The sequence below is a fragment of the Streptomyces noursei genome, assembly GCF_001646665.1.
GTDB lineage: Bacteria > Actinomycetota > Actinomycetes > Streptomycetales > Streptomycetaceae > Streptomyces > Streptomyces lavendulocolor.
In genome coordinates this window covers 330,118-350,181 of record NZ_LWBU01000279.1, presented here as the reverse complement: position 1 = coordinate 350,181, position 20,064 = coordinate 330,118, and the positions used below count along the sequence as shown (strand labels likewise).

At 75.9% G+C, this 20,064-nt stretch carries 17 protein-coding genes; 4 read left to right on the top strand and 13 right to left on the bottom strand.

The window, feature by feature from the left end; translation table 11 throughout:
* Positions 1-152: 152 nt before the first annotated feature.
* The 12 genes from A4V12_RS20260 to A4V12_RS20205 form a co-directional block, all read right to left on the bottom strand.
* Positions 153-1,247 carry a carboxylate-amine ligase gene (locus A4V12_RS20260; protein WP_064070757.1) on the bottom strand — a complete coding sequence of 365 codons (1,095 nt, stop codon included), beginning with the start codon at positions 1,245-1,247 and terminating at the stop codon, positions 153-155.
* A 99-nt stretch (positions 1,248-1,346) separates the two neighbouring features.
* On the bottom strand, positions 1,347-2,234 hold the full coding sequence (locus A4V12_RS20255) for a glycosyltransferase family 2 protein (RefSeq protein WP_064070756.1): 888 nt from the start codon (positions 2,232-2,234) through the stop codon (positions 1,347-1,349).
* A complete protein-coding gene (locus A4V12_RS20250; protein WP_064070755.1) occupies positions 2,231-3,208 on the bottom strand; it encodes a glycosyltransferase family 9 protein in 978 nt (325 codons plus the stop codon). Before A4V12_RS20250 ends, A4V12_RS20255 begins: the two co-directional genes overlap by 4 nt.
* On the bottom strand, positions 3,205-4,212 hold the full coding sequence (locus tag A4V12_RS20245; RefSeq protein WP_064070754.1) for a glycosyltransferase family 9 protein: 1,008 nt from the start codon (positions 4,210-4,212) through the stop codon (positions 3,205-3,207). Before A4V12_RS20245 ends, A4V12_RS20250 begins: the two co-directional genes overlap by 4 nt.
* Positions 4,209-4,814 carry a D-glycero-alpha-D-manno-heptose-1,7-bisphosphate 7-phosphatase gene (locus A4V12_RS20240; RefSeq protein WP_234372256.1) on the bottom strand — a complete coding sequence of 202 codons (606 nt, stop codon included), beginning with the start codon at positions 4,812-4,814 and terminating at the stop codon, positions 4,209-4,211. The genes A4V12_RS20245 and A4V12_RS20240 overlap by 4 nt, the downstream gene beginning before the upstream one ends.
* Positions 4,811-5,812, bottom strand: a complete 1,002-nt coding sequence (locus A4V12_RS20235) for a glycosyltransferase family 2 protein (RefSeq protein ID WP_064070753.1) — start codon at positions 5,810-5,812, stop codon at positions 4,811-4,813. The genes A4V12_RS20240 and A4V12_RS20235 overlap by 4 nt, the downstream gene beginning before the upstream one ends.
* Before the next feature lie 112 nt (positions 5,813-5,924).
* Positions 5,925-8,216 (bottom strand): S9 family peptidase, encoded by a 2,292-nt coding sequence (locus tag A4V12_RS20230; protein ID WP_064070752.1) that lies wholly within the window; start codon positions 8,214-8,216, stop codon positions 5,925-5,927.
* The gene (locus tag A4V12_RS20225) at positions 8,189-9,973 is read right to left on the bottom strand and encodes an N-acetylglutaminylglutamine amidotransferase (protein WP_064070751.1); all 1,785 of its coding nucleotides are present in this window, start codon (positions 9,971-9,973) and stop codon (positions 8,189-8,191) included. Before A4V12_RS20225 ends, A4V12_RS20230 begins: the two co-directional genes overlap by 28 nt.
* A 92-nt stretch (positions 9,974-10,065) precedes the next feature.
* A complete protein-coding gene (locus tag A4V12_RS20220; RefSeq protein WP_064070750.1) occupies positions 10,066-11,385 on the bottom strand; it encodes an MFS transporter in 1,320 nt (439 codons plus the stop codon).
* A 235-nt stretch (positions 11,386-11,620) separates the two neighbouring features.
* Positions 11,621-11,803: a hypothetical protein gene (locus tag A4V12_RS20215; RefSeq protein ID WP_064070749.1), complete on the bottom strand. Its 183-nt coding sequence runs from the start codon at positions 11,801-11,803 to the stop codon at positions 11,621-11,623.
* Between the two features lie 2 nt (positions 11,804-11,805).
* Positions 11,806-13,149 (bottom strand): MFS transporter, encoded by a 1,344-nt coding sequence (locus A4V12_RS20210; protein ID WP_199831328.1) that lies wholly within the window; start codon positions 13,147-13,149, stop codon positions 11,806-11,808.
* A 436-nt stretch (positions 13,150-13,585) separates the two neighbouring features.
* On the bottom strand, positions 13,586-14,368 hold the full coding sequence (locus tag A4V12_RS20205) for a DeoR/GlpR family DNA-binding transcription regulator (protein WP_064070748.1): 783 nt from the start codon (positions 14,366-14,368) through the stop codon (positions 13,586-13,588).
* A gap of 204 nt (positions 14,369-14,572) precedes the next feature.
* Between A4V12_RS20205 and A4V12_RS20200 the strand changes: the two genes are divergently transcribed.
* From A4V12_RS20200 to A4V12_RS20185, 4 genes are read left to right on the top strand one after another with little or no spacing between them, the layout of a single operon-like run.
* Positions 14,573-16,084: an FGGY-family carbohydrate kinase gene (locus A4V12_RS20200; RefSeq protein ID WP_064070747.1), complete on the top strand. Its 1,512-nt coding sequence runs from the start codon at positions 14,573-14,575 to the stop codon at positions 16,082-16,084.
* The gene (locus A4V12_RS20195; protein WP_064070746.1) at positions 16,077-17,561 is read left to right on the top strand and encodes an FGGY-family carbohydrate kinase; all 1,485 of its coding nucleotides are present in this window, start codon (positions 16,077-16,079) and stop codon (positions 17,559-17,561) included. The genes A4V12_RS20200 and A4V12_RS20195 overlap by 8 nt, the downstream gene beginning before the upstream one ends.
* A complete protein-coding gene (locus A4V12_RS20190) occupies positions 17,558-18,196 on the top strand; it encodes a histidine phosphatase family protein (protein WP_064070745.1) in 639 nt (212 codons plus the stop codon). Before A4V12_RS20195 ends, A4V12_RS20190 begins: the two co-directional genes overlap by 4 nt.
* Positions 18,193-19,236 (top strand): 2-hydroxyacid dehydrogenase, encoded by a 1,044-nt coding sequence (locus A4V12_RS20185; protein ID WP_064070744.1) that lies wholly within the window; start codon positions 18,193-18,195, stop codon positions 19,234-19,236. Before A4V12_RS20190 ends, A4V12_RS20185 begins: the two co-directional genes overlap by 4 nt.
* On the opposite strand, the gene A4V12_RS20180 is transcribed toward A4V12_RS20185, so the two are convergent.
* Positions 19,233-20,042: an SDR family NAD(P)-dependent oxidoreductase gene (locus A4V12_RS20180; RefSeq protein ID WP_064070743.1), complete on the bottom strand. Its 810-nt coding sequence runs from the start codon at positions 20,040-20,042 to the stop codon at positions 19,233-19,235. The genes A4V12_RS20185 and A4V12_RS20180 overlap by 4 nt on opposite strands.
* Positions 20,043-20,064 lie beyond the last annotated feature (22 nt).

The following is a 20,064-nucleotide window of genomic DNA, read 5'->3' as shown; positions in this document are numbered from 1 at the left end:
CTGCGCTCGAGCAGGGGGTACGTGGGACGGGGGCGGGGGGCACGGCCGCTGCCGAGCGGCTGAAGTCGGGTCGGAGCGGTTCTGTACGGGCCCGCCTGGGCCGTATGCCGGCTGCGGGGCCGTGGTGCGGCCCCGGCCGGGCGGGCCGGGGGTCAGGGGGCGACGGTCTCGCTGGTGATCAGTTCCGTCAGGGCCGGCAGGCCGCCCTCCGCGAGGGCGCGGCGCTGCTGGTCCGCCGGGGTGCCCTGCTGGAGCAGGCGGTGGACCAGTGAGGTCACCTCCCGGCTGTCGCCGGCCTCGTCCAGCGCTGGCGTCACGTGGTCGAGCAGCATGACGAGGACGTCACCGGCGCGGCGCGCCCGGCCCTCGGGGTCGACGAGCAGGCCGCTGAGGCCGTGGCGGGCGGCGTGCCAGTTGGACGCCTGGAGCAGTTCGGGCGGGCACTCCGGCAGCGGGAGGCCGGCCTTCTCCTCCCGTATGGCCGTGGCGATCAGGCCGCGGACGATGCCGGCGAACATGACCGCCGTGTCGGCCCGCAGCTGCACGTCGGCGCAGCGGACCTCGACGGTCGGGTACTTGTCGGACAGCCTGGCCTGCCAGTACAGCTGGCCGGTGTCCGTGATGATCCCGGTGTCCAGGAGCGTCTGCACGCGTCTTTCGTGGTCGTCCAGCGAGGTGAAGCGGGGCGGCGGCCCGCTGACCGGCCAGCGTCCGAAGATCACCGTGCGCCAGCTGGCGAAGCCCGTGTCCTTGCCGTCCCACAGCGGCGAGTTCGCCGACATGGCGACCAGGACGGGGAGCCAGACGCGGATGCGGCTGAGGACGGCGACGCCCATCTCGCGGTCGGGCACTGCGGCGTGCACGTGCATCCCGTTGACGAGCTGCTCGGCCACCAGCTGCGGGGCCTGGGAGCGCATCGCGAGGTAGCGGGCCTTCTGGGTGACCGGTACCGGCGCCAGTTCCCGGTACGGGGCGGTCGCGCAGGCGGCGATGCGGCAGCCGCTCTTCTCCGCCGCCGTACCGAGGGCGTGGCGCAGCCGCAGCAGGTGGCCGCCGGCTTCCTCCAGGTCGGTGCACACCGGGGTGGCGACCTCCACCTGGGCCTGCAACAGCTCCGACTGGACCTCCGCGTCCTCGACGATCGGCTCCAGACCGGCCGCCGCGCGCACCTGGTCCGCCAGGGGAACCGGCAGGCACGTGTCCGGATCGAGCAGCAGGTACTCTTCCTCGATCCCAATGGTGATCATGTCGCCCCGGGTACCCTCCGAGCGACCGGATGAATCGGGCATGGCCGGCTGGTCAGCACTCATGGCGTCACGCCGCTTCCTCCGGACCCCGCCGATACGTCATGACACCGCTCCTTCCAGGTCCAGGCGCCGGGCCGCCGCCTCGACGGCCGGCGGGAGGGCGCGGCGGTCCCGCAGCGCGACGGGCAGGCGTCCCGCGAGGGCGCGCAGCGCCTCCCGTGCCTCCGGGTCCCGCCTGGCCCGTACGGCGAGACGGCGCGTGTGCCGCAGCGCCACCGCCAGGGGGCGGCGCAGCCACGCGGTCAGCGCGGCGTTGCGGAGCTGGACCGCGGGCCGGCCCGGCCGGACGCCGCCGACCGGGCTGTGCACGGCCACGACGTCGGGGGAGTGGCACACCCCCCAGCCGTGGGCGGCCAGGTCGTAGGCGAGCAGCGTCTCCTCGCCGCCGACGAAGAAGATCGGGTGGTATCCGCCCGCCTGAAGATACGCCTCGCGACGGGCCACCGCGGCGCACGCCAGGAAGCCCAGCACCGGCGGGCCCGGCAGGTCCGCGGCGGCGGCGAGCGGGGAGGCCGCGAGCAGGTCGTTCAGCGGGTCGGGCGGCCCGTCGGGGCCCACCCGGACACCGGCGGCGAGCAGCCCCAGCCGCGGGTGGCGGTCCAGCAGGTCCGCCGCGCGGGCCAGCGCCCCCGGCTCCCACCACGAGTCGTCGTCGCTGAACGCCACGTAGGGCGTGCGGGCGTGCCGTACGCCGAGGTTGCGGCCGCACGCCCCGAGGTTGCCGCCCGCGGCCAGCACCGTCACGGCCGGGTGGCGGGCGGTGACGGCCTCGGGCGTGCCGTCCGTGGAGGCGTTGTCGACGACGATCACCGGTGGCCGCTCGGGCAGCCCGGCGAGGCGGTCCAGCGTGCCCAGCAGCTGGTCGCGGCGGTCGTGGGTGATCACCACGACGGTGGTCCGCCCGTCGGCGGTCTCGGGGCTGGTCACGGCCGGGGCACCTCCGGGTGGTCGAGCAGGGCCTTCAGCACGTCGTCGGGCCCGATGCGCAGCAACCGGGGGTCCGGCTCCCGCCCATGCGGGTCGCCGGGTGGCCCCGGGTGCCACAGCGCCACGTGCCGCGTACCCGGGGGCGGCCCCCACAATCGGGGAGAAACCGGTCCGAAAAGGGTGACCGAGGGCGTGCCGTACGCCACGGCCAGGTGGGCGATCCCGGTGTCGCCGCTCACCACGGCCGCCGCCCCCGCGAACAGGGCGCCCAGCCGGTCGAACGGCAACCCGCCCCGGAACACGTCGACGGCGCCGCCGTCCGCGCCGGCCAGCACCCGGTCGAGCAGCGCGTCCTCGCCCGGCCCGCCGGTGAGCGCCACCCGGTGCCCGTGCCGCCGCAGCTCCCGCACCACCACCGCGTACCGCTCCGCCGGCCAGCGCCGCGACCCCGAGTCGGCGCCCGGGTGGACGACGACCGCGCCGGGCGCGGGGGACGACGCGCCCGGAGCGGAGAACCGCAGGTCGGCCGGGTCCGCCGCGACGCCGTACCAGGCCAGCAGCCGGCACCAGCGCGCCCGCTCGTGCTCGTCCGCCGTCCACTCCGGCCCGGGGATCTCCGGCGTCCCGGCGTGCGCGAACGCCATGAGCCGCCCCGGCCGCAGCCGTTGCAGCAGCCGGTGGCTCGGCGGTCCGTTGCCGTGCAGGTCCACGGCCACGTCCGGCGGCGGCCCCGCCCAGTCGAGGGCCGCCGGGACGGCACGCCCGGGCGCCGACGCGGGCAGCAGCCGGTCGACCGCCCCGGAGGCGGCGGCGGGCGCCGCCAGCTGTTCCGGTGCGGCGAGGACGATCTCGTACTCCGGGAACGCCCGCCGCAGCCCCCGCAGGGCGGGCACCCCCGCCAGCAGGTCACCGAGCCCGAGCGCGCGCAGCACCAGCAGGCGCGGCCGGGCGCCCGCCCCCGCCGGACCGCTCACCGGCCGCCCTCCAGCAGCTTCTCGACGGCCGCCACCACGTCCTCCGCCGTCACCTCGTCCAGGCACGGGTGGCCCGGCACCGGGCACTCCCGGGCCCTGCTGTCGGCGCACGGCGCGAGCTGGTCGCCCAGCAGGACGTGGGGGACGCCGTACGGGCCCCAGCGCTCGGCGGCGACGACCGGCGAGAACAGCGACACGATCGGGGTGCCGACGGCCGCCGCCAGATGCGCAGGACCGGTGTTGCCGACCACCACCGCGCCCGCCGCCGCCAGTACCGCGGCCAGCTGCGGCGGCTCGGTGCGGCCGCCCAGGTCCAGCCCGTCCCGGCCCGCGACCAGCGCGGTCAGCTCCCGTTCGTCGGATCCGCCCGTGACGACGACCCGGTGGCCGGCGCCCACCAGCAGCCGTACCGCGTGCGCGCACCGCTCGGGGCTCCACCGGCGGGCCGTGACGCTCGCGCCCGGGTGGACCACCAGGTACGGCTCCGGCCCGGTCAGGTCGGGGGCGCCCGGCGCGTGCCGCACGCGCAGCCGCCCGTCGTCGCCCGGCGGGCGCGGGAAGCCCGCGGCCTCCGCCAGGTCCAGCGCGGCTTCGGCCTCGTGGGCGTGCGGCGCCCTGGAATGGCGCACGTCCAGCAGCGAACCGGGCGCGTCGACGCTGTCGGCGGCGATGTGCCCGACCCCGGCCATGCGCAGCAGCAGCGCGGCGGGCAGCGGGCTCTGGTGGAAGGAGGTGAGGACCAGCGCGGCGTCGGCGCGCACGGCGGCGACGCGGTCCACCAGGCGGTCGACGCCGGCGCGGTCCACCGGCGGCGGGCTGAACCCCACCCAGGGGGCCTCCCACACCAGCACCTCGTCCACGCCCGGCAGCAGTCGCGCGGCCGGCGCCCCGCGCGGCCCGCACAACACCGTCACCCGGTCCGCCCGGCCGGCCACCGCCCGTACGGCCGGGCCGGCGAGCAGGACGTCCCCGAAGCTGTCGAGCCGTACGACCAGGGCTCTCATCCGCGCCTCCCGGCGCCGGCCGCCCCGTCCGCCGCCGCCCGTCCGCCCGCTGTCGCGCCCGCGGTGCGGCGCGGGTGTCGCGGGTCGTCCCGGAGCACGTGCCGCACCGCGCCGAGCAGGTCGTCGCAGACCAGCGGCGCGGCCGCCACCTCCTCGGGCAGGGTCCGGGCCGTCGGCACCAGGACGCCCCGCGCTCCGGCGGCCCGCGCGGCGCCCATGTCGGAGCCGATGTCCCCGATCAGGACGCACTCCCGCGGCCGGACGCCCAGCAGCCGGGCCACCTCCTCCACCAGGCCGGGGGCGGGTTTGCGGCAGCGGCAGCCGTCCTCGGGGGCGTGCGGGCAGTACGCCCACGCGTCGAAGGGGCCGAGCAGCGCGTCCACCCGGGCGTTGACCGCCCGCACCTGGTCGTCGGTCAGCAGGCCGCGCCCCACGCCCGACTGGTTGGACACCACCGCCACCGGGACGCCGCTCTCCCGCAGCAGACGCACGGCCTCCCGGGCGCCCGGCATGGGCCGCACCCTCGCGGGATCCCCGTTGTAGGGGACGTCCTCGACGAGCGTGTCGTCACGGTCGAACAGCACCGCCGCCGGGCGCGTCACAGGGCGCCGTCCCAGCTCTCCGCCGACCGGTGGCGCAGCTCCCCGGAGAGCCGGTGCCAGGTGGCGGCGGCGGGGATCACCGCGCTCGTCACGGCCATCGTCACGATCTCGTCCGGCGTGCGGGGGCCGGGCGCGATCCGGGAGCGGGCGAACTCCGCGGTCCCCAGCACCCAGCCCGCCGCCGCGAGGACCGCCGCCCGCCTGCGTCCCGCCGCGGCCAGGAGCAGCGCGCCGAGCCCCGCGGCGGTGACCGCCGCGTGCCGCCGGATCCGGCCGCGCGGGGCGGCGGCCCGCTCCCACCAGTCGGGGCCGTGCAGCCGCTTCATCAGGGCGTCGTCGGCGTTGCCGCGCTGGAGCCGGACCGACACCCACCGGTCCGCGGGCCGCACCGGGTGCTCGGTGCGCCGCTCGCCGCGCACGATCCGCCAGCCCGCGTCGATGACCCGCAGCGCGAGGTCGGCGTCCTCGCGGAACGCCCGCGGGAACCGCTCGTCGAAACCGCCGACGGTCTTGAGGACCTCGGTGCGGTACGCCATGTCGGCGGTGACCCACAGGGCGCCCTGGAGCCCGGCGGTGTTGCGTTCCCAGTCGGTGGGGCGCCGGTCGGCGGGAAGCGGCACCCGCAGGACGCCCTGGACGCCGCCCGTGTCGGGGGAGGCCTCCGCCAGGTCGCGGGCGAGCTGCTCGCGCCAGTGCGGGCCGACCCGTACGTCGTCGTCGAGGAGCACGGTCCACGGCTCGTCCACCGCGCGCACCCCGGTGTTGCGGGCCGCCGCCGGGCCCCGTCCGCCGCTGTGCAGCACGACGGTACGGCCCACGAGGCTCCCCAGCGCGTCGAGCGGCAGGGGGTCGCCCGGCGGGCCGGGGCGGTCGTCCACCACCAGGATCCGGCTCGGCTCCGGCCCCTCGCAGGAGGCGAGCGCGGCGAGGCAGTCGGCGAGGCAGGGACGTCCGATGGTGGGGACGACCACGGCGTACGAGGCGAGCGAGGGGATCATGCGTCCGCGCCTCCACATTCTCGGTCGGATTCCGAAGTGGCGTACGGAATGCCCGTGTCCGGTCACTTTATGCGCATACGCCGGTCCCCGCAGGTCGCTCGTCCGGGGCCGCTCAGCCGGTCAGATGACGTTCCATCCAGTCGGCCGCGGTGCGCCGGAACAGCCGCCGGTTGTCCGCCCGCCGGAACTCGTGGCCCTCCTCGCGCAGCATCAGCAGCTCCGCCGCGTGCCCCCGTTCCCGGGCGGCCCGCACCACCTGCTCCGACTCGCCCGGCGGCACGTTGGTGTCGTGCTCGCCGTGCACCGCGAGCAGCGGTACGCGCAGCTCGTCGATCCGGCTCATCGGCGACAGGGCGCGCAGCAGCTCGCGGTCCCGCTCCGGGTGACCGTACTTGTGGGCCGCCGACTCGGCGATCCACGGCTCCGTGCCGGCGAAGAACGTCGCGAAGTCCGACATGCCGCACACCGCGACGCCCGTACGGAACAGGTCCGGGTGCCACACCAGCGACGCGAGGGTCAGATAACCGCCGTACGAGCGCCCCATCACGGCGAGCCGCGTGGGGTCGGCGCGCCCGGTCAGCACCACGTGCGCCACGCAGTCCGCGACGTCCGCGATCGCGGCGTACCGCCCCGTGCCCAGGTCGGCGTCGACGAAGGACCGCCCGTAGCCGGAGGAGCCCCGCACGTCGGGGGCGAACACGTCCAGGCCCCGCCCGGTCAGCTCGTGGTACAGCGGCTCGAACACCGGCCGCTCCTGCTCCTCCGGGCCGCCGTGGAGGTGGATGACGCACGGGGCGGGACGCCCCTCGGCGCGCCCCGGCGCCCGGTAGTACCAGCCGCCCAGCACCAGGCCGTCGCGGGCCGCGGGCCGCAGCGGCGCCGGACGCACGGGCGGCCGGCCCGGGGGCACGGCGTCCTCGTCCCGCGACGACCACGGCGTGCGGGCGGGCGACGCGCCGCGGGGCAGCCACCACACGCCGGGGCGCCGCTGCGAACCCGACAGGGCCAGCACCAGCCCGCCCGGCCCCGCCCGGCCGATCCGGGTGACCACCTCGTGGGGGAGGGCCACGTCGTGCGGCGGGGCCGTCCCCGTCGCGCCGCCCCACGGCGCCGGTCGCGTGGCGTCGTGCCACGGGGGCGCGGCGGTGGCGGCGGTGGCCCAGGGGGCGGCGGGATCGGTGCTGCCGGAGCCGGCGCCCTGGGCGGACGCCGTGGTGCCGTCCGCGTCCGCGGGCTCGCCGCCGGCCCGCCGGGCCGTGCGGGCGGTGTCACCGCCGGGGGCGGGCGCGGCGGGGCCGGCGGCCGGGAGGCCCAGGGTCTGGAACTCACTGGCCCCCCGCACGTTCCACGCCAGCGCGGCCGTGTACCCGTCGTCGCCGAACGCCAGCAGCTCCAGGTCGCTGCCCTCCCGTTCGGCCAGCACCGACAGGCCGGTGCGCCGGCCCTCGTCGTCCAGCCCCGCGGCCAGCAGCGCCGCGAACTCCCGCTCGTGGTCGCTGCGCAGCCACACCGTCCGGCCGTCCGGCGAGAACCGGCCGATCCACGGGTCGCCGTCGGCCACCCGCAGCACCGAGCCCGTACCGAGGTCGGCGGTGCGCACCACCACCGCCTCCCGCCTCCCCCGGGGGCCCCGGCGGACCAGGGCCAGCCGCCCGTCCTGGCTGAGGTCGCACACCCGGAGGGTCGCGGCGCCGCTCTCGGCGGCCACCAGCACGGGGGAGGCCAGGCCGTCGGGGTCCACCAGATAGGCGGTGAGCCGGTCGCGGATGGCCCCGTCGGGCGACTCGTCACCCGGCCGCGGGCCGACCTCGCCCCGGCGCGGGCCGCCCAGCAGGGTGGCGCGGCCGTCCCGCTCGGCCCAGTCCGCCGGGAGCTCCCCGAAGACGTCCCGCTCCTCGGGGGCGGTGTCCTCGCGCAGCAGCGGGCCGAGCGCGGGCGGCGGTTCGGCGACCGTGACCGCCACGGCCGAGCCGTCGCGCGCCCAGCACCCCAGGTACGCCGAACTCCCGGTGTCCGCGCCCGCGAGGATGCGGCGGCCGGTGCCGTCCGGGCGCACGCACAGCACCCGGGTGTGCTCGCCGCCGCCGGGCGCCACCGTGTAGGCGATCCAGCGCCCGTCGGGCGACCACGCCACCTCGGTCACCGGGTCCGGGTCGGCGTCCAGCAGGTGGATGCCGGGCCCGTCGACCGCCCCGTCGACCGGCCCGGTCCACAACTGCGGCACACCCGTCCGGTCGCAGATGAACGCCACGTGCTCACCCGTGGGGTCCGCCGACGGGTACCAGCAGCCGTGGGAGACCAGCGGCTGAGGGGTGTCGCGGGTGCCGGCCGCGTCGGCGAGCGGCACCAGGAGCGGTGCCGCCGACGTGGCCCCGGTCAGCTGATCCTGTGCGTCTGCAGCCATATCTCCAGCAACGCTACGTGCCACAGGGCGTTCGCCCCGCGCTTCGTACGGTGGTCGTCGGGGGCGGCGAGGAGCTCGTCGAGGTACTCCCGCCGGTACAGGCCGCGCGCCTTGGCCTCGGGGGCGTTCAGCGCCTGCCGCACCCGTTCGAGGACAGGGCCCGCCATGTGGCGGATGGCCGGCACCGGGAAGTACCCCTTGGGCCGGTCGACGACCTCGCGGGGCAGCAGTGCCCGCCCGGCGTCCTTCAGCACGCCCTTGCCGCCCTGCGCCAGCTTCAGCTCCGGCGGGCAGGCCGCCGCCAGCTCCACCAGCTCGTGGTCCAGGAACGGCGTGCGCGCCTCCAGGCCCCAGTCCATCGTCATGTTGTCGACCCGCTTGACCGGGTCGTCCACCAGCATCACGTGCGTGTCCAGCCGCAGCGCCGCGTCCAGGGCGGTCTCGGCGCCGGGCGCGGCCATGTGCTCGCGGACGAACCGCGCGGACACGTCGTCACCGGTGAGCAGATGGGGCTGGAGGATGCGGGCCATGTCGGAGTGCGGCCGGTCGAAGTACACCTCCGCGTACCGCTCGGGCTCGCGCTCCCGCTCGACGGCGGCCATGTCCGGGTACCAGCGGTACCCGGCGAACACCTCGTCGGCGCCCTGACCGCTCTGGACGACGCTCACCTCCTTGGACACCAGCTCGGACAGCAGGTGGAAGGCGACCACGTCATGGCTGATCATCGGCTCGCTCATCGCCGCGATCGCGCCCTCGAGGGCGGTCGACACCCGGTCCGAGGGGACCATCAGCTGGTGGTGGTCGGTCTCGTACCGGCGGGCGATCAGGTCCGAGTAGGTGAACTCGTCGCCCTCCTCGCCGCCCTCCGACTCGAAGCCCACGCTGAACGTGGCCAGGTCCTTCTGGCCCTCCTCGGCCAGCAGGCCCACGATCAGCGACGAGTCGAGACCGCCGGAGAGCAGCACGCCGACCGGCACGTCGGCGACCATCCGGCGGCGCACCGCCGTCCGCAGCGCGTCCATCACCGCGTCGCGCCAGTCACCGGCGTCCATCCCCGCGAACTCGGGGCGGCGCGTGTACGACGGCTGCCAGTAGCAGCGGTCGGTGTACGAGCCGTCCGGCTCCACCACCCGCACCGTGGCGGGCGGCAGCTTGCGCACCCCGTTGAGGACGGTGCGCGGCGCCGCGACGGTGGCGTGCCAGCTCAGGTACTGGTGCAGCGCGACCGGGTCCAGCGAGGTGTCGACCCCGCCGCCGGCCAGCAGCGCGGGCAGCGTCGAGGCGAACCTCAGCCGGCCCGGCGCGTGGCTCAGGTACAGGGGCTTGATGCCCAGCCGGTCCCTGACCAGCACCACCCGGCCCGTGTCGTTCTCCACGATGACGAACACGAACATGCCGATCAGACGGTCGACGCAGTCCGTGCCCCACTGCGCGTAGGCCTTCAGGACGACCTCGGTGTCCGAGGTGGAGAAGAACCGGTGCCCCAGGGCGCGCAGCTCCTCGCGCACCTCCTGGTAGTTGTAGATGCACCCGTTGAACACCCCGGTCAGTCGCGCCTCGGTGTCCGTCATCGGCTGCGCGCCGCGCTCCGAGAGATCAATGATCTTCAGGCGGCGGTGTCCCAGTGCCACGGGCCCCTGCGACCAGATGCCCCGGCCGTCCGGGCCACGGGCCGCCAGCCGGTCGGTCATGCGTTCCACCGCGGCCACGTCGGGCCGCCGGTCGTCGAAGCGGATCTCACCGCTCAGCCCGCACACAGGGCACCCCCCAGCGCATCGGGGACCTCAGCGTCCTCCTCGACCCCACGTGAATCAATCACCACAACTCCTCCAAGACGGGGAGCGGGCCCCTACCCGCCGTTGGTTCCGGCCGTTGTTCTCGGCAGCCCGCTCCGTACCGGCGGGTGCCCCGTTGATCGCGGAGCATTCCTGACCGGGACACGACCCGAGCCGGCCCCGTGCCGCTCCGCCCACCGGACCGCCGGCCCCATGCCCACCCCCGCGACCAGGAAGAACCCGCCCAGGACCAGCCATCCCGGCACGCCCCCGCCCAGCACCAGCGCGGTCAGCAGCACCGGGCCGAGCATCCGGGCCACCGGCACACCGGCCCCGAAGAAACCCTGGTACTGGCCCTGCCGCCCGGCCGGGGCCAGGTCGAACGCGATCTGCCAGGCCCCCGCCGACTGCCGCATCTCGCCCCACACCAGCAGCGCTGCCCCCGCCACCAGCACGGCCACCACGCTCCACACCGGCCCCGGGACCACCGCCGAGAGGCCGAACACCGCGCAGGAGGCCAGCATCACCGCACCCCCCGAACGCGCCGCGCGGACCGCGCCGGCCAGGCCGGTCACCGCGGCCGCCACACGCACCTGGAACAGCATCACGGCGACGGTGTTCAGCACCAGCAGCAGCGACACCGTCCAGCCGGGCGCCGCCGTGCGCTCCACGATCCACAGCGGCAGCACGAGGCTGATCAGCGGCATCCGCAGCAGCATCACCGTGTTGAGGAGGGCGACGAGCGCGTACGGCCGGTCCTTCAGCACCGCGAACCCGCCGCCCCGCCCGCCCGGTGCCGCCACCGGCCCCTCCCCGCCGGCCGGCGCGGGCAGCCGCCACAGCAGCAGCGCGCACCCCGCGAAGGCGGCGGCGTCCACGGCGAGGACGGTCAGGTACGCGGCCGGCGTCCCGGTGTGCAGGGCCACCGCGCCCAGCGCCGCGCCCACCGCCAGCCCGGCGTTCGCCGCCGACTGCAGGTGGGCCAGCACCCCTGTTCGCGCCCCCCGCGGCACGAGCCCCGCGAGCAGCGACTGGCGGGCCGCCGCCAGCCCGCACTGCGCGGTGGCGTACGCGCACACGACCGGCAGGAACCAGGCGTACGACCGCACGAACAGCAGCGCCGCCACCGCCAGCGCGGTCGCGCAGGCCAGCAGCACGGCGGTGCCGCGGGGGCCGCGGCGGTCGGCGAGGTGGCCGAGGGGCACCCCGGCGACGGCACCGACCGCCCAGGCCAGCGTCAGGGCGGCACCGATCTGCGTGGCGGTGAGGCCGACGACCCGGGAGAAGTACAGCGCGGAGCAGACGTAGTAGGCGCCGTCGCCCACGGCGTTGACCATCTGGGCGAGGGCGAGCCCCCGGGCGGGGCCGGGGGCGGGCAGCAGCGGGGCGGGCACGGGCGTCCTCGGGGGGTGCGGCGGCAGGGGGCGGGGCGGCCGGTGCGACCGGGCCGCCCGCCCAACCTAGGCCCGCCGGTGGCGCACCCCCTGGTCCATTCGCGGCCCGCCCGGGTGGGCCAATCGGTCCGCCCGAGGGTCCGCGCCCCGGCGGCGACCCAAAGGCGAAGGGGCGGGCCGCCGGCGCCCGCCCCTCTCACCGGGCGGGTGCCGGCGGCCCGCCCCCCTCAGCGCCTCATCCCGGGCCCTTCTCCTTCCCGGGCTCCGCCTGCACCTCCTCCTCGGCGCCGCGCTCTCCCTCCGCCTGCGACGGGGTGGAGCGGGCCACGTCGGGGTGCTCCTCGGGGTGCTCGTCGGGATCCGGCTCCCGTTCGCCCTCCGCCTGGGAGGGGGTCGGGTAGTCCCACGCATCACTCATGGCTAGGCCTCCGGCGACTCGTTCCGTGCCCGCGGTGCCGGGCCGGCGGGCGACGAGTACCCCGCCGCCCCGGGCGCTACCGGGTCCGGCAGCCTCAGGAAGAGCGTCATCACGGCACTCGCCAGGTACAGCCCGGCGAAGATCCACATCACGCCCTCGACGCCCAGCGGGCCGAGGAAGACTCCCACCAGCGCGGGGCCGATGAAGGTGCTGGCTCCCGCGCCCAGGTTCAGTGCGGACATCGCCTGGCCCTTGTGGGCCGGGTCGAGCGACGGCATCAGCGCGGACAGTGGCACGTACCCGGCGAGCGTCGCACCGAACAGGCTCACCAGGACCATCGCCAGGGCGTAGTCGTCCCCGCCCGCCACCGTGCCGTAGTGGAGCAGCAGCGTGGTCACCGCGCAGCCGACGCCGCCGCACCAGGCGACGGTGCGCTGCCAGCCGATGCGGTCGCCGACCACTCCGAAGACCAGGTTGAAGAAGATGTTCGTGGCGAACATCGCCGACAGCAGCTGCAGCCACTCGCTGAGCGTGAAGCCGAGCGTCTCGGTGAAGAAGACCGGCAGGAAGACCAGGAAACCGAACTGCGGCGCCGTGTTGATGGCGCGCACCACCGCCCCGGTTCCGATGCGAGGGTTGCGCCAGATGATGGCGAGCGAACCGACCAGGGTGGCGAGCGGACGCTCCCCGGCGGGGGCGAGCCGCTTTCTCCCGGTGGGCTCGCGCACCAGGAGCAGGGCGATCAGGCCGCCCGCCACGACCAGCCCGAGCGCCAGCCACAGGGTGGCGTACGCGCCGATCCCCGGCACCGCGACGCTGGCGACGAGCGACCCCAGCGTCGGCAGGCCCCCCGTGAAGGCGAACCAGAACCAGCCCACCGCCGACCCCAGCCGGCGCTGCGGCGTCACCGCCGTGACCCAGATCAGGAAGCCGTACGCGAAGAGCGGATAGCCGAAGCCGCGCAGCCCGTAGCTCACCAGCAGCAGCGCGAAGTCGGCCGTCGGTACGGCGAGGACCAGGAAGACGACCTGGAAAACGCCCCAGATGCCCAGGCCCAGCAGCATCACGCGGCGGGGACCCCACAGGTCGGACAGCGCGCCGGAGAACCAGGCGGCGACGCTGGCGGTGACGCCGTAGACGCTGAACAGCAGCGCCACCCGCTCCTTCGACACCCCCTCCTGGAGGAGGTACGGCGAGAGGTATCCCGACTCCACCCCGTCGCCGATCATGAAGACGAGGAGGCCGAGGAACCCCCAGGCGAGCGGCTTCGGAATGCCGATCCGGTCCAGCCAGTGTCTCGCGGGTGCGTCTTCGGCGGAAGACGACGGATCCAGGACGACGGCCACGGGAACCACCCTTTTCTGAGAAGTCGGGGAAAGCGCGGGGGTATGACAGGAGAGCGCCGGTAAGCGCGGGAGAACTCGGAACACCGCGAAAGCACGGAAAGCCGCGGAGCGCCGGAACGGACCGGAACACGCCGGTGAGCACGGGAAAATCACCGGGAAGCGCCGGAAGGGCACCGGGTGGTGCGCTCCGGGGCGTCACGATGTAACGGCCGGGTGGGAAACGGCGTCAATGAGCGGGCGGAAATCCCCGCGGCCCGGCCCGGACGTGGCGTGAAATCGCCGGTGCGACACCCGGCCCGCCCATCGGCCGGGCGCCGTCGCCGCAGGTCGTACCGGGGGGCCGGAGAGTGCGCCGGGGCCGCCGGGGCGGCGGCCCGGGTGAAGACGGTGTGACGTTCACACGGGCCGTGTGATCAGCCCGGGCGCCGGGCCCCCGTCACCGCGAGGTGTCGACCGTCCGGACGTCCACGCCCAGGTCCCGCAGCCGCCGCACCTGCGCGGCCGGCGCCGCGTCGTCCACCAGCACGACGTCGAAGTCGGTGAGCGGCGCCAGCGCGTACAGCCCCTGGTTGGCGAACTTGGTGTGGTCGACGAGCAGCACCCGGCGCGCGGCGGCCGCCATCATCGCCCGCTTGACCTGCACCGTCTCGGGCGACATGTGGTAGCAGCGGTCCCCGGTGACCGCGGTCGTCGACATGAACAGCACGTCCGCCCGGAACGCCTCCACGCTGCGCGCCGTGTGCAGCCCCATGAAGGCGTCGTACGCCGGGAAGTACGTGCCCCCGAGCGCGATCAGGGACACCCCGGCCTCCCTGGACAGCGCGGTGACGGCCGGCAGCGAGTTGGTGATCACGGTGAGCGGCGTGCGGTCGGCCATCTGCCGCGCCAGGCTCAGGCAGGTGGTCGAGTCGTCGAGCATCACGATCTGCCCGGGTGCCAGCAGGTCCGCGGCGGCCCGCGCCAGCCGGTGCTTCGTCCGCGCCATCGTCGTCATGCGCTCGCCGACACTGCCGTGGAACTGGGTCGACGGCAGGCAGCTGGCGCCGCCCCGCACCTTGCGCAGCCAGCCCTGCGCCTGGAGGGCGTCCAGGTCGCGGTGGACGGTCATCACACTGACGCCGAACTCGTCCGCCAGGTCGTTCGTCCGCGCGAACCCCTTGGCCGTCACCAGCTCGCGCACCCTGCGCCGCCGCTCCTCCTGCGCGTCCGTACGGGTCATGGCGTCCGGTCCCTTGTCACCTGGTGCGAATCTCACGTGAACTTAACACGGCGTTCCACGGGCGCGGCTCGGGCCCTGCGGCGACCGCGCCGGACCTCACACGGCGGTCACGCACCGTGGCGGGATAATCGCGCGGCCGATTGACGCTCGGCACAGCCGCACGTTTATCTGGCGGCCGCGAGCGAAGGGGCAGGTATCCCAGTCATGTCGGTTCTGACCATCGACGTCGGCACGTCCGTCATCAAATCCGTCGTCTTCGACGACCAGGGGCAGGAAACAGCGCTGTCCCGCATCGGCACCGAAGTGCTGCGCCCCCGGCCCGGCTGGGCGGAGCAGGACATGGACGCCGTGTGGAACGCGGTGGTCGTCACCGTGCGCGGCGCCCTCTCCGCACTGGGCCCCGGCCACGACCCCGTGCGGCTGGTGAGCTTCACCGCCCAGGGCGACGGCTGCTGGCTCGTCGACGCCCAGGACCGCCCCACCGGTCCGGCCGTCCTGTGGTCCGACGGGCGCGCGGGCGGCCTGCTCACCCGCTGGGCCGCCGACGGCGTACTGGAGGAGGCCTACCGCCGCAACGGCTCCCTCACCTGCGGCGGCATGCCCAACGCGGTGATCAGCTGGCTCGCCGCGCACGACCCCGAACGCCTGGCCCGCTCCCGTACGGCGCTGACGGCGGCCGGCTGGCTGTTCCTCAAGCTCACCGGCGTGACCGGCATCGACGAGTCCGACGCCTCCGCGCCGTTCCTCGACCACACCACCGGCGCCTACGACCCGGCGGTCATCGACCTGTTCGGGTTCGGCCCGCACACCCGGCTGCTGCCCCGGGTGCTGGGCGAGCACGAGCGCGTCGCCGGGATCACGCACCGCGCCGCGGGCGAACTCGGCCTCCCGGCCGGCCTGCCCGTCGTCATGGCCCCCTACGACATCGCCGCGACCGCGCGCGGCGCCGGCGCCGTCGAACCGGGCCAGGCCTGCGCGATCCTCGGCACCACCCTGTGCACCGAGATCGTCACACGCCGGGTCGACACCTCCGGCGAGCCGTGCGGCATCACCATCGCCTACGGCGCCCGGGACCGCGTCCTGCGCGCCTTCCCCACCCTCTCCGGCACCGAGGTCCTCGACTGGGCCTCCCGCCTCCTGGCCGTCGACGGCCCCGCCGCACTCGGCCGGCTGGCCTTCGGCACCGAGCCCCGCCCGGGCGGGCCCGCGTTCCTCCCGTACCTCTCGCCCGCCGGGGAACGCGCCCCCTTCCTCGACCCCGGGGCCCGCGGCTCCTTCTGGGGCCTGTCCCTCGACCACACGCCCGCCCACCTGGCCCGGGCCGTGTTCGAAGGACTCTCGCTCGTCGTCCGCGACTGCCTGCGGGCGTCCGGCACCGACATCCACGAACTGCGCCTGTGCGGCGGCGGATCCGCCAGCGACGACTGGTGCCGCCTCATCGCCGACGCGACCGGCGTCCCCACCGCCCGCGCCGCCGACACCGAACTCGGCGCCAAGGGCGCGTTCCTGACCGGGCTCGTCCTCACCGGCGCCGAGAGCAGCATGAGCGAGGCCGCCGCCAAGTACGTCCGGATGCGCTCCGGCTGGGAGCCCGACCCCGGGCGGGGCGCCTTCTACGACGAGCTCTACGAGTCGTTCCTCACCTGGCGCGACGCCGCCCGCTCCCTGGGCTGGTCGCCCGCCGCCACCGACGTACGGAAAGCACCCCATGCCTGACGCCCCCCTCTCCGACGCCGTCCACGTCGGCCTCGACCTCGGCACCCAGAGCGCCCGCGCCGTCGCGGTGGACGGCGGCGGCCGGCTGGTCGCCGCCGCCTCCCGCCCGCTCACCGGCCGGCGCGACGGCGCCCGCCACGAACAGGACCCCGCGCAGTGGTGGTCCGCCGTCGCCGCCGCGTGCCGCGAGGCCCTCGCCGGCATCGCGCCCGAGCGCGTCCGGGGAGTGGCCGTCGACGCCACCTCCGGCACGGTCCTCCTCGCCGACCGGCAGGGCCGTGCCCTCACGCCCGGCCTCATGTACGACGACGGGCGCGCCCGCGCGTACACCGCCCGCGTCAACAAGGAGGGCGGCGCCGTCTGGCGGGACCTCGGCTACCGGGCGATGCAGCCGTCCTGGGCGCTGCCCAAGCTGCTGTGGCTGCTGGACAACACCGACTTCCCGGACGCGCGGCTGCTGCACCAGTCCGACCTGATCACCTGGCGGCTGGCCGGGCGGCAGCTGGCGAGCGACACGAGCCACGCCCTGAAGACCGGCTACCACCTGGTCGAGGAGCGCTGGCCGGACGACGAACTGGCCCGGCTCGGCGTCCCGGCCGGTCTGCTGCCGGACGTCGTCCGCCCCGGTACGGTCGTCGGCACGGTGTGCGCCGCCGCCGCGGGCGCGACCGGGCTCCCCGCGGGCACGCCCGTCGTCGCGGGCATGACCGACGGCTGTGCCGCGCAGATCGGTGCCGGGGCGCTCACCCCGGGCGCGTGGAACTCGGTCCTCGGCACCACCCTCGTCCTCAAGGGCGTCAGCCCCCACCTCGTGCGCGACCCCGGGGGAGTGGTCTACTGCCACCGCGGACCGGGCGGCACCTGGCTGCCCGGCGGTGCGTCCGGCAGCGGCGCCGGAGCCCTCGCCCGGCGCTTCCCCGGCGCGGACCTGGACGCCCTCACCGCCGCCGCCGCGGCGACCGGGTCCACCGCCGTCGCCTACCCCCTGGCGGGCGGGGGCGGCGAACGCTTCCCGTTCCTCGCCCCCGACGCCACCCCCTTCCTCCTCGGCGACGCGGACGGCGACGCGGAGGAGTTCCACGCCCTGCTCCTCGGCACGGCCTGCGTCGAACGCCTCTGCCTCGACCGCCTCGACCACCTGGGCGCCCCCGTCGGCGGCCCGCTCTCCCTCACCGGCGGCGGGGCCCGCAACCGCTACTGGTCGCAGCTGCGCGCCGACGTCCTCGGCCGGACGGTCACCCTGCCCGAACACGCCGAGAGCGCCACCGGCATGGCGGTGCTGGCCGCCACCGCGTCGGGCGCCACCCTGGAGGAGGCGGCGTCCGCCATGGTGCGCGTCCGCGAGGAACTGACCCCCGACCCCAGCCGCACCGCCCGGCTCACCCCCGTGTACCTCCGGTTCGTCGACGAACTGACCCGGCGCGGCCTGCTGGAGCCGGCGGTGGCCGAGCACGCCCGAGGAAAGGCCGAGCGGTGACCGACTTCGTCCTCGTACGCCACGGCGAGACCACCTGGCACGCGGAGAACCGCTACGCGGGCCGCACCGACGTGCCGCTCACCGAACGGGGCCTGCGACAGGCCGCCGCGCTCGGGGCCTGGGCGGCCGGGCAGCGCCTCGACGCCGTCCTCTGCTCGCCGCTGTCCCGGGCCCGCCTCACCGCCGGGCCCGCCGCGACCGCGCTCGGCCTCACCGCCCGTGTCGACGAGCGGCTGTACGAGGTGGACTTCGGGCGCGGCGACGGGCTGACGCGCGGGGAGATGGCCGAGGAGTTCCCCGACGAGCTGGCCGCCTTCCTGGCCGACCCGGTGGCCCACCACCTGCCGGGCGGCGAGGACCCCGTCGCGGCGGCCGAGCGTGCCGTCGGCTGCCTGGAGGAGGTCGCGCGGGAACTCCCCGGCGGCCGTGTGCTGGTCGTCGCGCACTCCACCCTCGTACGCCTGGCCCTGTGTGAGCTGCTGGGCATCCCGCTCGCCCGCTACCGCCAGGTCTTCCCCGCCCTGGAGAACGGCGCCCTGACCGAACTGCGGCTGCTGCCCGGCCGACGGGCGTCCCTGCTGCGGCTCAACGCACCCGCCGCCCCCACCACCCACCGAACGGGAGCACCACCGTGACCACCACCGTCCTCGCCGCCGGCGACCACTTCGTCCTGCCCCGGCTGCTGCGCGAGGAACTGCGCGCCGCCGTACCGGACGACACGGCCCTGGACGTACGGGAGATCCAGCTGCCCTGGCCGCACACGCCGTTCGGCCCGGTCGCCGAGGTCGACGAGGCGTCCGGCACCGAGGACCAGCTGATCGAGGCGCTGGCCGGAGCGCGGATCTGCCTCACCCAGCTGGCCCCGCTGACCGAGCGGGTCCTGAAGGCCTGCCCCGACCTGGAGCTGTTCTGCGTCAGCCGGGGCGGCCCGGTCAACGCCGACCTGGAGGCCGCGACCCGCCACGGCGTCGCCGTCTGCTACGCCCCCGGCCGCAACGCCACCGCCACCGCCGAGCACACCCTCGCCCTGATCCTCGCCGCAGCCCGGGGGATCGGTGCCGTCCACACCGACCTCACCCGCGGCGTCTGGCGCGGCGACTACTACGACTACGACAACTGCGGCATCGAGATCGACGGCTCGGTCGTCGGACTGGTCGGCTTCGGGGCGATCGGGTCGCGGGTGGCCCGGGTCCTGGCCGCGATGGGCGCGAAGGTGCTGGTGCACGACCCGTACGTGGCGCCGGAAGCGGTGGCGGGCGTCGCCGAACCCGTGCCGCTGGACGAGCTGCTGGGCCGGTCGCGGATCGTCTCGCTGCACGCGCGCGTGACGGAGGAGACCAGGGGCATGCTCGGCGCCGCCGAGATCGCGGCGATGCCGCCCGGCTCCGTGCTCGTGAACTGCGCGCGCGGCGCGCTCGTCGACTACGAGGCGGTGTGCGACGCGCTGGACTCGGGGCACCTCGCGGGCGCCGGCTTCGACGTGTTCCCGGCCGAGCCGGTCCCGGCCGGCGCCCGGCTGCTGTCCACCCCGGGCGTCGTCCTGACCCCGCACATCGCGGGCGCCAGCAGGGAGGTGGCGCACCGGGCGGCGCGCATCGTCGCGGCCGAGGCGGCCCGCCACCTGCGCGGCGAACCGCTCGCCCACTGCGCCAACCCGCGGGTGCTGGGGCGTTAGCGACCGCCCGGCAGCAGGCGGCGGGGGCGGGGCTCCGACAGGAAGCGCTGGCCGAGAGTCTTGAGGCGGTCGGGCAGCACCGTGAGGGCCGCGCCCAGGACCCGGCTGCCCGCCGATCCGGCCACCACCCGGCCCCGGCCGCGCATCAGTGCCGCGTACCCCTGCCGGGCCACCACGGCGGGGTCGTCCTTCGTCATGCGTCCCAGGCGGGTGTCGTCCATCCCGGCCCGGTGGAAGAAGGCCGTCCTGGTGGCGCTCGGCATCAGCGCCGTCACCGTCACCCCGGTGCCCCGCAGTTCCTCCCGCAGCGCCTGGGCGAAGGACTGGAGGAACGACTTGGAGGCGTTGTAGACGGACTGGAACGGCCCGGGGGCCATCGAGGCCACCGAGGAGGTGATCATGAGCCGTCCGGCGCCCGCCGCGATCATGCCCGGCAGCAGCCGGTGCGCCAGGTGCAGGGTCGAGGTGATGTTGAGGTCGACGACCCGGGCGTGGTCCGCCAGGTCCACGTCGGTGAACGCCCCGCCCTCGCCCACCCCGGCGTTCAAAACGGCGGCAGCGACCGGCCTGCGGGTGGCGAGCACCGCCCCGTACAGCTGCTCGACGCCGTCGTAGACGGCGAGGTCGGCCCGTACGGCGACGACGTCGGCACCGCGGCCGCGCAGCTCGTCGGCGGTCTCCGCCACCGCCGCGTCCTCGGCGCAGACCACGAGGTCGAACCCGTTCTCGGCGAACACCCGGGCCAGGGCGAGACCGATGCCGCTGGAGGCACCGGTCACCACCGCCATGGGCTTCTCGGTGTGCATGGCCCGGCGGGTACCCGCCGAA